The sequence below is a fragment of the Actinospongiicola halichondriae genome, from assembly GCF_049103745.1.
GTDB lineage: Bacteria > Actinomycetota > Acidimicrobiia > Acidimicrobiales > Salinilacustritrichaceae > Salinilacustrithrix > Salinilacustrithrix halichondriae.
In genome coordinates this window covers 1,327,742-1,340,415 of sequence record NZ_CP171622.1, presented here as the reverse complement: position 1 = coordinate 1,340,415, position 12,674 = coordinate 1,327,742, and the positions used below count along the sequence as shown (strand labels likewise).

12 protein-coding genes are annotated in these 12,674 nt (G+C 68.2%); 2 read left to right on the top strand and 10 right to left on the bottom strand.

Annotation, left to right across the window (positions count from 1 at the left end; translation table 11 throughout):
- Positions 1–8: 8 nt before the first annotated feature.
- The 4 genes from AB8619_RS06645 to AB8619_RS06630 form a co-directional block, all read right to left on the bottom strand.
- Positions 9–674, bottom strand: coding sequence for a hypothetical protein (locus tag AB8619_RS06645; RefSeq protein WP_436795676.1), 666 nt, complete (start codon positions 672–674; stop codon positions 9–11).
- 132 nt (positions 675–806) lie between these two features.
- Positions 807–2,006, bottom strand: a complete 1,200-nt coding sequence (locus tag AB8619_RS06640; RefSeq protein WP_436795675.1) for a hypothetical protein — start codon at positions 2,004–2,006, stop codon at positions 807–809.
- A gap of 182 nt (positions 2,007–2,188) precedes the next feature.
- A complete protein-coding gene (gene dnaE / locus AB8619_RS06635) occupies positions 2,189–5,806 on the bottom strand; it encodes a DNA polymerase III subunit alpha (protein WP_436795674.1) in 3,618 nt (1,205 codons plus the stop codon).
- A gap of 153 nt (positions 5,807–5,959) precedes the next feature.
- A complete protein-coding gene (locus AB8619_RS06630; RefSeq protein WP_436795673.1) occupies positions 5,960–6,826 on the bottom strand; it encodes a hypothetical protein in 867 nt (288 codons plus the stop codon).
- A gap of 56 nt (positions 6,827–6,882) precedes the next feature.
- Here AB8619_RS06630 and AB8619_RS06625 point away from each other — a divergent pair, with 56 nt between their 5' ends.
- A complete protein-coding gene (locus AB8619_RS06625; RefSeq protein WP_436795672.1) occupies positions 6,883–7,344 on the top strand; it encodes a hypothetical protein in 462 nt (153 codons plus the stop codon).
- A 193-nt stretch (positions 7,345–7,537) separates the two neighbouring features.
- Here AB8619_RS06625 and AB8619_RS06620 read toward each other — a convergent pair whose 3' ends face one another.
- On the bottom strand, positions 7,538–8,041 hold the full coding sequence (locus AB8619_RS06620; RefSeq protein WP_436795671.1) for a proteasome activator: 504 nt from the start codon (positions 8,039–8,041) through the stop codon (positions 7,538–7,540).
- A 25-nt stretch (positions 8,042–8,066) separates the two neighbouring features.
- Positions 8,067–9,170, bottom strand: a complete 1,104-nt coding sequence (locus tag AB8619_RS06615) for an alkaline phosphatase family protein (protein ID WP_436795670.1) — start codon at positions 9,168–9,170, stop codon at positions 8,067–8,069.
- A gap of 99 nt (positions 9,171–9,269) precedes the next feature.
- Here AB8619_RS06615 and AB8619_RS06610 point away from each other — a divergent pair, with 99 nt between their 5' ends.
- On the top strand, positions 9,270–9,731 hold the full coding sequence (locus AB8619_RS06610; RefSeq protein ID WP_436795669.1) for an RrF2 family transcriptional regulator: 462 nt from the start codon (positions 9,270–9,272) through the stop codon (positions 9,729–9,731).
- A 4-nt stretch (positions 9,732–9,735) separates the two neighbouring features.
- On the opposite strand, the gene AB8619_RS06605 is transcribed toward AB8619_RS06610, so the two are convergent.
- From AB8619_RS06605 to AB8619_RS06590, 4 genes are read right to left on the bottom strand one after another with little or no spacing between them, the layout of a single operon-like run.
- Positions 9,736–10,491 (bottom strand): hypothetical protein, encoded by a 756-nt coding sequence (locus tag AB8619_RS06605; RefSeq protein ID WP_436795668.1) that lies wholly within the window; start codon positions 10,489–10,491, stop codon positions 9,736–9,738.
- The gene (locus AB8619_RS06600; protein WP_436796354.1) at positions 10,469–11,386 is read right to left on the bottom strand and encodes an RluA family pseudouridine synthase; all 918 of its coding nucleotides are present in this window, start codon (positions 11,384–11,386) and stop codon (positions 10,469–10,471) included. The genes AB8619_RS06605 and AB8619_RS06600 overlap by 23 nt, the downstream gene beginning before the upstream one ends.
- 2 nt (positions 11,387–11,388) lie before the next feature.
- Complete coding sequence (gene lspA / locus AB8619_RS06595) at positions 11,389–11,949, bottom strand: signal peptidase II (RefSeq protein WP_436795667.1); 561 nt, start codon at positions 11,947–11,949, stop codon at positions 11,389–11,391.
- On the bottom strand, positions 11,930–12,553 hold the full coding sequence (locus AB8619_RS06590) for a TraR/DksA family transcriptional regulator (RefSeq protein WP_436795666.1): 624 nt from the start codon (positions 12,551–12,553) through the stop codon (positions 11,930–11,932). The genes lspA and AB8619_RS06590 overlap by 20 nt, the downstream gene beginning before the upstream one ends.
- Between the last annotated feature and the right edge of the window lie 121 nt (positions 12,554–12,674).

The following is a 12,674-nucleotide window of genomic DNA, read 5'->3' as shown; positions in this document are numbered from 1 at the left end:
ATCGGAGATCAGTTGAGCTTGTCGAGATCCTCTGCCATGGCCCAGCCGAAGCCGATCAGGCAGTCGCCGTTGGCCGGGTCGACGTCCTCGAAGAACGGCGCGTGTTCGGCCACGCGCTCGGGCTTGGTCGACACGTGGTCGAAGACCAGCGCCAGGTTGCCGTCGCCCTTGATGCGGAACGCACGGTCTTCGTAGCGGCTCGGCACGACGCCGAAACGCTTCGCCAGGCGACGTCCCCACGCCCGCTCCTCGCCCGAGGCCTTGTGGCCCTCGCGGGGAACGATGTCGGAGAGCGCCTTGTAGGCCTCGAACGGCGATGCGTCGGACATGCGGGTCGCGACGAGCACGTCCTCGTCCGGGAAGGCGAGCACGGCACGGCGGAGCTCTTCGGCCATCAGCGCCCGCAGCACGGTGTCGCGCTTCGCGTTCTGCTTGATGGCGGCCACGCCGATGAGCACGCAGGGCGTGCCACCGATGCGCTCGAGAGTCGAGTAGGTGAAGCCCTTGAGCTTCCCGGCCTCGCGGACCTGCGTGACCAGGACCCAGTCCTCGGCTTCCTTGGTCAGGGTGCCGATCTCGTGTGGTGCCGAGCACTCGGCGCACAGATCTGCCAGTTCACTGAGCTCCACATCGCTCAGTCCCGTGCAGTCCTTGGTCTCGACCTCGATCGACATCCGTGCTTCAGCCCCCGTGAATCGCCGGTATGGGTATCGGATAGTCCAGTCCGAACGAAGCCCCGGGCGCAAATCCCCGTACGTCGCGCCAGTGGTTCCGGGGCTCGTCGGCCCCGGAACCATCAGCGACGATCAGCCGGTGAACGCCGGCTGCGCGGCGGTGGGCTGGGCGGCGGCCGCGGCGACCTTGCCCGTCGGCGGGGCCGTCGTGGTCGTGGTGGTCGTCGTCGAGGTCGTCGTCGTGACCCCACGCTCGGCCACGGAGAGCACCACGGGCTCGTACGAGAACGAGCCGGCGTCCTCGGTCCCGACACACGACGCATCGACGGTGTGGTCGCCGACGGCGAGGTCGTCGAACGTCGTGGTCCATGTCCCGTCGTCGCCCACCTCGGGGGTGTCGCTCACCGTCGTCTCCCCGTCGGACAGACGGACGGTCACCACGCCGTCACAGGGTGAGCTCGTCGCGTTGTTCACCGTGACCGAGTCACCCTCGGTCAGCGCGTCGCCGTCGGTCTCCAGGATGCCGTCGACCTGGATGGGCACGATGCTGGTGACGGTCTCCAGCGCGATGTAGTCCGGGAGATCGGCGGGATCGACGGCGAGCGCAGTGACGTCGAACTCGGGATCGACAGGAACGATGTCGGACACCGGCGAGGTGCCGGACACGAAGTCGAAGTAGGTGCACGTGATCTCGAGCTGGTGCACGCCGGGCTCCGTCGGCGCAGCGAACTCCAACACCCAGTCGTCGTCGAAGGGCTGGTGCTCGAGCGCCACGGCGGTCAGCTCCTCGGCGCCGAGGATCCCGGTGACCGTCGGGAACGGCAGCTCCTCCTCCACCACCTCGTCGATCGGCTCACCGAACGTCGGAGGGGGCCCCATGAACACGTCCTCGAACGCCATGAGCGACGTGATGCACCAGTCACCGGCGACCGTGATCACGTCGGGCTCCGCGCCCGTCACGTACTGCGTGGGCGTCGCCGTGGGAGCGAACTCCGGCTGGACGATGAGTTCCTCGTCGAAGAAGCTCCGGTCTCCGTCACACTCGGCGAAGATCGCGTAGCTGCCTCGGTCGGCGGGCGCGGTCACGTCGAGGGACCAGACACCACCGACGGCGGTCGTCTCGCCGAGCGACACCGGGTCGGCGTCGCCCGTGCTCGCGAACACCTCGACATCGCCGTCGCAGCTGCCGTCGAGGGCAGAGAGTTGGCCGCTCGAGATCGTGATCGTCTCGCCGGACCCCTCCAGGACCCGGTCGGGGCTGACGATGAGATCGCAGCCGCTCAGCACCAGGCCGGCCACCGCCAGCATCGCCACGCGCGTGAGTGTCTTCATGAATTCTCCTCTGTGTCCTGCCCCAGCAGGGCCGCCGCCGGGGACCGCTCGCCCCGTCGCAGGATCGTGCCATGAGGGTCCGCTCTCGTGTCCACATCCACCGGCTCCGGCGCCGAAATGAATCGGACGACCCACCGGGAAACCGGAGACATCGGACGATCCGGAACCCGAGCCGAGGCGGCTCAGCCGTGCTCGGTCGCCCCCGGCGGCGAGTCGACGAGCGAGTCGGGCCCGAGGAGCACCCGGATCTCGGCCATGAGGCCGCCGCCGGCGTCGACGCCATAGGCCGGCGGCAGACGCAGGATCTTGTCGGCGGCCAGGTGCATGAGCACCGGGTGGTCACCGGGATGGTCGAGCAGGAGTTCTTTCAACTGGTCGATCAGACCGGCGTTGAGGCGGTTGGGCGACACGGCGATGCGGAACGGCTCGGCGACGTCGGAGACACCCTCGACGACGTCGATGTCCATCGCGATCAGCTTCGGGATGTCGTCGCGCTTGTCGACCTTCCCGCGCACCAGGACGATCGCGTCGTCGGTGAGCTTGTGACCGTGCTCGGTCATCGTCCGGGGGAAGATCATCGTCTCGGCGTTGGCGCCGAGGTCCTCGAGGACGAAGACGGCCATGAGGTCGCCCTTCTTCGTCCACTTGCGCTGGAGGTTGGTGATCACGCCACCGAAGGTCTTGATCGACCCGTCCTCCATCTCGACCAGGTCCGAGAGCGTTCCATCGGTACGCCGGGCGAGGAAGTCCTCGGCGCCGAAGAGCGGATGGTCGGAGACGTAGAGGCCGAGCATCTCCTTCTCGAACGCGAGCTTCTGTGCCTTGGGGAACTCGGTGTCGGGGATCTCGTCGCGCTCGTCGAAGCTCACTCCCCCGGCCTCGGCCGCCATGTCGCCCCCGAAGAGGCTCTGGATGCCGGCGTCGGTCTCCTTCCGCCGGGCGATCGTGTGGTCGATGATCGACTCGAAGACGGTCAGCAGACCCTGACGCTTGTGCCCCACCGAGTCGAAGGCTCCGGCCTTGATCAGCGCTTCGACCGTCTTCTTGTTGAGGACGCCGGTGTCGACCCGCTCGCAGAAGTCGTAGAAGTCCTCGAAGGGACCGTTGGCGTCGCGCTCGTCGAGGATCAGCTGCACGAGTCCGGTGCCGACACCGCGGACCGCCGACAGACCGAAGATGATCTCGGCGCTGCCGTCCTCCTTCAGCTCCGGAGCGAAGTTCATCCACGACCGGTTCACGTCGGCGACCGTCACCGGGATGCCCATCGCTCGGCACTCGGCCAGGTAGATCGCGGCCTTGTCGAGGTTGCTCTTGACGCTGGTGAGCAGGGCCGACATGTACTCGGCCGGGTAGTTCGCCTTGAGATAGGCGATCTGATAGGCGATGAAGCCGTAGCCGTAGGAGTGCGACTTGTTGAAGGCGTAGTCGGCGAAGGGCTCGATGATGTCGAACCACGCCTTGCCCAACTCCCGGCCGTAGCCGTGCTCCTCGCAACCGGCCTCGAACTTCTCGCGCTCCTTGACGATGAGCTCGCGGACCTTCTTGCCACACGCCTTGCGCAGGTTGTCGGCATCGGCGAGCGAGAAGCCGGCGAACTTCTGAGCGATCCGCATCACCGACTCCTGGTAGATCATCAACCCGTAGGTCGTCCCCAGGATCTCCTCGGCGTCCGGATGCAGGTACTCGATCGGTTGTCGGCCGTTCTTCCGGTCGGCGTAGTCGTTGTGCATGTTGGCGGCCATCGGCCCCGGCCGGTACAGCGCCACGAGCGCAGCGACGTCCTCGAACTCGGTTGGCGCCAACGAGCGCATGAGCGCCCGCATCGGCGGCGACTCGAGCTGGAACACGCCGACCGTACGCCCCGCTCGGAGGAGCTCGTAGGTCGGTTCGTCGAAGAGGTCGACGTCGTCGATGTCGAGTTCGACACCCCGGATCTCCTGGATCAGCTCGAGCGCGTCGGAGATGATGTCGAGGTTCCGGAGGCCGAGGAAGTCCATCTTCAACAGGCCGAGGTCCTCGACGCCGTGCATCTCGTACTGGGTGACGACCGGCGCCTCCTCGAGCGGCTTGCCCGGCTCGGGCTTGCGCTGGATCGGGAGGTAGGTGGTGAGCGGCTCCTTGGTGATCACCACCGCGGCGGCGTGGATACCGTCGGAGCGACGCAGACCCTCGAGCCCCTTGGCGACGTCGATGACCTCCTTGGAGACCGGATCGGCGTCGTACATCTCGCGGATCTCGGTGGCCATCTTGTAGCCGTCGGTGTACTTCGGATGCTCCTCGAAGCAGGCGTACAGCGGCGTGTCGCGGCCCATGATCAGCGGCGGCACGGCCTTGGCGATGCGGTCGCCGGTTCCGTAGTCGTGGCCCAGCACGCGGGCGGCGTCACGGACGGCCTGACGGGCCTTGATCGTGCCGAACGTGATGATCTGCGCCACGTTCTCGCGGCCATAGCGCTCGGCTGCGTACCGGATCATCTCGTCGCGGTAACGCGTGTCGAAGTCCATGTCGATGTCGGGCATCGAGACGCGGCTCGGGTTGAGGAACCGCTCGAAGAGGAGGTCGTACTCGATCGGGTCGAGGTCGGTGATCCAGAGCGTGTAGGCGACGGCGCACCCGGCGGCCGAACCACGGCCCGGGCCGACCCGGATGTTGTTGTCACGAGCGTGCTTGATGAGGTCCCAGGTGATGAGGAAGTAGCTCGAGAAGCCCATGTCGCCGATGACCTGAAGCTCGTAGACGAGGCGTTCGGTGATCTTGTCGTCGAGGTGCTTGCCCCAACGCTTCTCGGCCCCCTCGAACACCAGGTGACGCAGGTACTCGTCGTCGTTCTCGAAGCCCGGAGGCAGCGGGAAGTTCGGGAGCTGCGGTTTGCCGAACTCGATCTCGACCTCGCACCGCTCGGCCACCCACAACGTGTTGTCGCACGCCGTCGGCAGCTCGCGGAACAGGTACCGCATCTCGTCGGCCGACTTGAGGTAGTGGTCGTCGCCGTGGAACTTGAAGCGGTTGGTGTCGCTCATCTGCGACGCCGTCTGTACACACAGGAGCGCGTCGTGGGCCTTGGCGTCGGCGCGATGGACGTAGTGACTGTCGTTCGTGGCCAGCAGCGGGGCGCGGAGCTTCTTGGCCAGCGCGGCGAGGCGCGGGTTGGACCACGTCTGCGCGGGGATGCCGTGGTCCTGGATCTCGACGAAGAGGTTGTCGCGCCCGAAGATGTCCTGGAGACGACCACCGAGCTTGACGGCGTTGTCGAAACGCTCGTCCTCCGACAGGTGATCGACCTGTTGCTTGTCGGGGTCCATGATCGCCTTCGGGACCATGGCCTGCAGGACGTGTCCGCCGAGGCAGCCGGTGGTGGCGATCAGTCCTTCGCTGTGCTCCTCGAGCAGCTCCCAGTCGACCTTGGGCTTGCGGTAGTAGCCCTCCATGAAGCTCCGTGACGCGAGCTGGATCAGGTTCTTGTACCCGACCTCGCTCTCGGCCAACAGGGTCAGGTGGTACCAGGGCTTGCGGCCGCCCTCGCCCTCGCCACCCGAGTCGTCCATCTTGCCGCGCGCGGCGATGCGCTCGGTCCGGTGGTCGTGGGCCATGTAGGCCTCGGTGCCGAGGATCGGCTTGACCCCCCGGTCCTTGCAGGCCCGGTAGAAGTCGAGGATCCCGTACATGTTGCCGTGGTCGGTGATCCCGAGCGCCGGCTGGCCGTCGGCGGCGGCGGCGGCCACCAGCTCGTCGAGTCGGGCCGCGCCGTCGAGCATCGAGTACTCGGTGTGGACGTGGAGGTGGGTGAAGGAATCAGCCACCGAAGTCCCCTCTCGCCGATGCCGGCGTGTCCGGGCGCGTGCGCGCCGATCAGCAGGTTTCCACACGTTCTCCACAGCCGCTCTCCACAGCTGTGGACGAATCACACAGGTGTGATTCGGTGTCGGGAGGACGGTAGCAGCCCTCCACCCCCATCAGGTCGTGGCGTGTTCGAGGGCATCGATTCGACGCCAGGTCTCCAGACGGGCCTCGAGGGCGTCGACACGACCGGGGACGGTGCAGACCTCACCGCTGAGCACGACCTCGACGTCGTTGGCTCGCAGGAACTCCCGGATGCGCTCCAGCAGTCGGGCATGGAAGATCGTCGCCCCCTCCTCTGCCGTCTCCGGGAGGATGGTCGCCACGTGGTGCGTCCGCCCGTCGTGTCCGTGCGCCACACGGTCGATCGTGCGGACGCCACCGTCGAGTTGTTGCCCCAGGTCGCGGAGCACGTGGCGGCGACGTCGAGCGGGAAGGGCGTCGATCTCGGCGGCGGGGATCTCGACGAACGAGACCGAGAAGACGGTCTGGTACCGCTCGGCACGAGCCCGTTCGAGTCCGACGTCGTTGATGAGGAACCGGGCGTTGTGCACGCCGGTCTGGTCGTCGATGGTGTCGTGGAGGTCGAGCTTGTCGAGCGAGAGCTCGAGCGTGGAGCTGGCCCAGCCTCCGGCCACCCCGAAGAGGAGGTAGCCGAGCCCGCGGGACACGACGACACCGGCGAACTCGCCCCACCCGACGGCGTCGATGGCATCGGACCGGAGCACGACGTAGGCCACCGTCGCTGCGATGCCGGCCACGGCACCGCCCGCGACGCCCCAGAACATCAGCGCCACGAAGATCGGGACGAACAGGAGCGTTCCGATCACCTCGACGTGGTCGACCGAACGGGCGAGCAGACCGGCGACGACCACCGCGAGGATCGCGATGCCCACGCCGATGAGCAGGCGTCGCGCCCGCGCGTAGCCGATCCGGGCGAGCTCGCCCACGACGTCGCGGTCGGTCGCCCCTGGTGCCGTCACCCGGCGAACAGTAACCACCGGGCCCCACCGGGTGTGGTTTGCTGACCACGATGTGGATGCTGCCGACGAGCCTGCGGGCCAGGATCGCCATGGTCGTGCTCCTCGGGATCTTCCTCATCCCGGTCGCCAACTCGAGCCTGCGGGGCCTGACCCACGTCCTCACCTGCCAGGCACGCGTCGAGGCCTCGCTCGAGATCGACACCACCACCGCCGACGAGACCGTCCTCCTTTCGGCCGACACCATCACCGCGGACGACGAGAAGGGTCTGTGCGGGGGCCTCGACGTGGACCTGCAGCTCGCGTCGACCACGACCGACGAGGCCTTCGTCGTCGTCGAGATCTCGAACGGGACCGACGTCGACTGGCAGGGCTCGGTCGAACTCGAGTTCTCCGGGACGGCGGTTCCCGTCGCCATCGGCGCGATCGACGCGGGCGAGACCGCCAGCGACACCGTGACGTTGCGCATCGAGCCCGGCCGGACCTACGAGATCCGCGGCACGCTCCTCATCGGACCCTGACGCCGGCAGCACGTTGACCTGCGTGGAAGGTTGAAATCGGCCCCGATCACCCAGTTCGGTGGAGGCGCCGGCGGCGACGGCCCACCGAACGACGCCACGTCGGGTCGGTCTGAAGCTTCCGGGTTGCGATTCCCCTCACCGGCGCGCGGATCCGCAGCCCAGAACCAGATCGAGCGCCGCAGCGAGTGCCTCGCTAGAGGTACGTGCCCGTCCCCGGGCCGGGGCCCTCGGGGACGTCCTGGCCCTGACCGGTGCTCAGTTGGTGACGCATCTGCTCCAGTTGCTGACGAGCAGCGGCCTGCTGGGCGAACAGCGTCGCCTGGATTCCGTGGAACAGTCCTTCGAGCCAACCCACCAACTGCGCTTGGGCGACTCGCAGTTCGCCGGCACTCGCCGGCTGGTCACCGAACGGCGACGCCAGCCGGCCCAGTTCGTCGGCGAGGTCGTCCGACAGCGCGCCGGACAGCTCGGTCACGGACTGGTCGTAGATCTCCCGGAGACGGTCGCGCCCGGCCTCGTCGAGGTCGGCTTCCCGCACCTCCTCGAGCAGTTGCTTGATCATGGCGCCGATGCGCATGACCCGGCCGGGTTCTTCGACCGCCTCGGTCGAGGACTGCTTCTCTTCGCTGGGCGACGACGGTTCGACCAGCTCGCCTCGCTCGATGGCGTCGTCGGCGTCGGTTCGGGGCGCGTCCATGGGACCTCCAGGGTTGATCGGTGCGTCAGGCCTGTGCGGCGATGAAGGGAACGAGCATCTCGGCTTCGGTGAGCGAGCCGTGCCGTCCGATCAGTTCGTAGGGGCCGGTGTCCTGTGCGTCGACGTACGACACGTCATCACGAGCGACGAGCGCGACGTCGCCGAGCCGGCTCCGCACCGTCTGGTCGACGCGGGGCCCGAACCAGCCCTCTTCGATCATCTGGTCGCGGGTCACGACCCAACCGGTGTCGGTGTGCGCTTCTGCCGCCTCGAGCAGCTGGCGGGTACGCCCGGGACGGGCGTGGAGCCACCGGAACCGACCTTCACCGGACTGCATCGAGAGGTGGGCCCGGATACCTGGATCGAGCTCGATGGTGTTGGCGCCGACCTCGACCTGGCCGTGGTCGGCGGTGAGGGCCAGACACGTGCCCCGCGGCAGCGTGCTGAGCAGCTCGCTCACCAGGTGGTCGACCCAACGCAACTCGTTGTCGTAGTGGGCGTCGAGGCCGTACTCGTGGGCGACCTTGTCGATGCCCTCGTAGTACGCGTAGACGAACGGCTCGCCCGACCGGACGAGGCGGTTCACCTCGGTCACGAGCGTGCCGAGCGTCCGGTAGCCGACGAAACGCGTGCCACCGAGATGCGCGTCGGTGAAGCCGGACCGGGCGAACTCGGCCTTGGTCACGACCGGCGGACGCTCGCCGCCGAAGGGATCCTGGCGCTGGAACTCGTGAGGCGGGATGCGGCGGCGGGCATCGCCCTCGTCGGTGGCCCAGCGCAGCACGTTGAGCACCTGGCCGTCGACGGCCATCCGGTAGCCGATCACGCCGTGCTCTCCCGGAGGGAGCCCACTGGCGATCGACGTGAGCGCGGTCGAGGTCGTCGACGGTGCCACGGTCGAGATGGGGCCACCCTCGAGCACGCCGCAGATCGTGGGCGCCAAGGCCGCTCGCGTCTCGAGCTGTCGCCAGCCGAGGCCGTCGATGACGAGGAGGACCGATGACTGCTCCGACTCCGCGACCGCTCGCGGGACCCAGTCGGCGACATCGTCGGGCGGGTGCTGCACCGTGGCCGCCACGTTGGTCACGCACGGGCCGGTGTAGTCGGGGAGATGAGGTTCGTCAGCCACCGACAGACCACGCTACCCACCGCGGTCGTACTCGTCGCATCGTGCGGAGGTTCGGGTGCTGGTCGGCACCGGCCAGGCCGTGGCCTACGATGCCCGACCGTGCGCGTGTCGACCAGAGGGGACTACGCCAGCCGGGCCCTCCTGTCGCTGGCGCTCGACGGGGGCGACACGCCCGTCTCGGTGCGAGACATCGCCACCCGCACCGGGTTGCCCCAGCCGTACCTCGAACAGATCCTCCTCGCGCTCAAGGGCGCGGGCCTGGTCCGGTCCAAGCGCGGCGTCGGTGGGGGCTACATCCTCGCTCGCGATCCGTCAGCGATCACCCTCGGCGACATCGTCTCCGCGGTCGACGGGCCGATCACCTTGGGCGACTTCGGGGCGCCGCACACCGACGGCGCCTGCGACCACGAGGGCCAGTGCGTCCTGCTCGCCGTGTGGGGGGACACGGCGGAGCACATGCGTCGGCACCTCGACGCGCTCCACCTCGACGACCTCGTGGCCATGGCCCGGGGCGAACGGGCGTGGCCCCCGCCGCCGCACACCGACGACGACTCCGCCTGACCCCTCAGGGGCGGAAAGCCGGTTCGCCGACCGTCGCCGTCTCCTCGGGCCGCAGACCCCGCACGGGGGCATCGCGGTCGAGACGGTCCGAATCGCCGACATCGACGAGACGGACACTCGCCCGAGAGGCGAGCGCCCGGAGGTCCGACGCCGAACCGATCACGACCACGCCGAACACGACGTCGTCTCCCTGGGCCGCGTCGAGGAGCCGGCGATAGCGCTCGATCTCCTCCGCATAGAAGGCCTCGTAGTCCGGGTCGCCTTCGACGGTGGGCGCGATCTCCTCGATCTCGGCCAACTGCGCGGTCGCGTCGTCGACGACGTCGGCCATCGTCGCAGCGACGTCGCGTGTCGAGATCGGCCCGCTCCCGACCGGGGCGACGAGGTAGCGATCGAACTCCAGGCCATCGAGCAGGTCGTCGACGGTGTCGACCGTCGAGTACCCGGTGAGCGACACGACCGCCGCACGGCGTCCCTCGACGCCCTCGAGCGCGACCCGACGTTGGCCGGCGTACCGGTCGACGCTGTCGCCGTCGGACGGGCCGATCCGCGCGGTCACCGCATCGCCGTCGTCCGCAGCGTCCTGACCGGCGACGAGGGAACCGCCGTCGTCGCCACGACTCCCGGACAACACCATGACGAATCCGGCGGCGGCGGCCGCGAGTGCCACCACGAAGAACACGAGTGATCGCCGTGCTGCCCGCAGATCGCGGTCGACGGCCTCGCTCACCGGGTCTTCAGGAGAGTCCGGCGATGACATCGCGGAGATCCTCGGGCATCGAGCTCTCGAAGGTCAGGGTCTCGCCCGAGCCGGGGTGTACGAACGCCAGGAGTTCGGCGTGGAGGAACTGCCGTGGAGCGGGCAGCGACTGCCGAGCGCCGCCGTACCGGGAGTCGCCGACCACGGGGTGACCGATGGCCTGCATGTGGACCCGGATCTGGTGGGTGCGGCCGGTCTGGAGCCCGCAGCGGAGCTCGGTACAGGGCACGGGGAGATCGAAACGGCGCTCGACCTCGTACTCGGTTCGAGCAGGACGTCCGCCGACCACGACCGCCATCTTCGTGGGCTCGCGTGGGGAACGGCCCATGGGGGCGTCGACGAGGCCGTGCGGTTCCTCGACGTGGCCCCACACGAGCGTGCGGTACCGACGAGTGACCGTTCGTGCTCGCAGGGCGTCGGTCAGCGCCGTGTATGCCCGAGCGGAGCGGGCGACCACGAGGAGGCCCGAGGTGTCGCGGTCGAGTCGGTGCACGATGCCCGGTCGGATGTCGTCCTCGCCCACCCCGACGATCTCCGGGTATCGATCCAGCAGACCGTGCACGAGGGTGCCGGTGGTGTTCCCTGCGCCGGGATGCACCACGAGCCCCGCCGGCTTGTCGATGACGATCACATCGTCGTCCTCGTGGACGACGACGAACTCGATGTCCGACTCGGGACCGAGTTCGTAGGCAGGCTCGGCCTCCGGCACCGCGAACGCGATGGTCTGTCCGTGCAGGACCCGAGTGGACCGGCGCGTGTGGACCGCACCGTCGAGGCGCACCTCGCCCGCGTCGACCAGACCCGCTGCCGTCTTCCTGGGCAGGTCGCACAGCATGGCGACCACCCGGTCGAGTCGCTCGCCGTCGAGCGCTTCGGGCAGAGCCGCTTCGAACATGGTCACGGTGTCGTCCCGTCGTCGGCTGGCTCGTCGAAGGCGTCGGTGAAGAAGCCGGCGATCAACAACACGATGATCCCGATGGTCAGCGCGGCGTCGGCGACGTTGAACACGGGAAACCACTGGAGATCGACGAAGTCGACCACGCCGCCGCCGAGGAGACCGTCGCCCTCACGGAAGATCCGGTCGACCAGGTTGCCGACCGTGCCTCCGGCGACCAGGCCGTAGCTCAACTGGACCCATGGCGATCGCTGGCGTCGACCGGACCGCAGCAACACCACGATCACGACCACGGCGATGACCGACACGACCGGGCCGCTGTTGTCGGTGAGGCTGAACGCGGTGCCTCGGTTGTAGAGCAGGTTGAACCGCAGCGTCCAGAAGAGGTCGATCACCCGCGGTGGGTCGGCGAGTGCATCGACCGCCCACCACTTGGTGAGTTGGTCGAGCAACAGGACCACGGCGCCGACGCCCACGATGCGGGCCACCGGACGTGACGGGTCGTGGAGGTCCGACGGGGCCGGACCGTCGGGGACGCGGGAGTCAGCGTCGACCGAAGCCACCGACCTTGTACTCCACCTTCTCCCGAGCCCACGGGATCGCCTCGAGGCGTTCCTTCGGGATCGGCTCCTCGGACACCTCGCAGATTCCGTAGGTGCCCAGGTCGAACTTCGAGAGTGCGTGGTCGATCTCCTGGATCATCTCGCGCGCCTTCGACGCCAGGGCCAGGTCGCGTCCACGCTCGACGGCGATGGTGTCGCCCTCGCCGGACTCCTCGTCGAACTGCACGTCGCCGGGATCGATGTCGGCCACGAGGCTGTCGGCCTCGGCCTGGAGCATCGTCGCCTGACGGTCGTAGGTGTCGCGCTCGGTGTGCAGCAGCTTGCGCATCTGCTCGAGGAAGCGCGACTCGAAGGGCGACTTGGCCTTCTTGGCCCGTGGCTTCGCTGCCGGGGTCTTCTTGTCGGTCGCCTTCGTCGCCGCCTTCTTGGCCGGCGCCTTCTTGGTCGACTTCGTGGTCGTCGCGGACTTCTTCGTCGCGGACGTCTTGGACCGGCTCGCCGGCGTCTTCTTGGTCACGGCCTTCTTCTTCGTCGATTTCTTGGCGGCAACGGACTTCGATGCTGCCTTCTTGCCGCTCTTCGAGACCTTCTTGGCTCGTGCCACGTTCGTGCTCCTCCCGCACAAAGGAGCCGGAAGGATACGTCGTCGCTGGCCTGGCAGCAAGGCACCCCGGTCACGATGCGCGCAAAGCATGGATCGGGCGCCTCGATCTCGATGAGGGCCA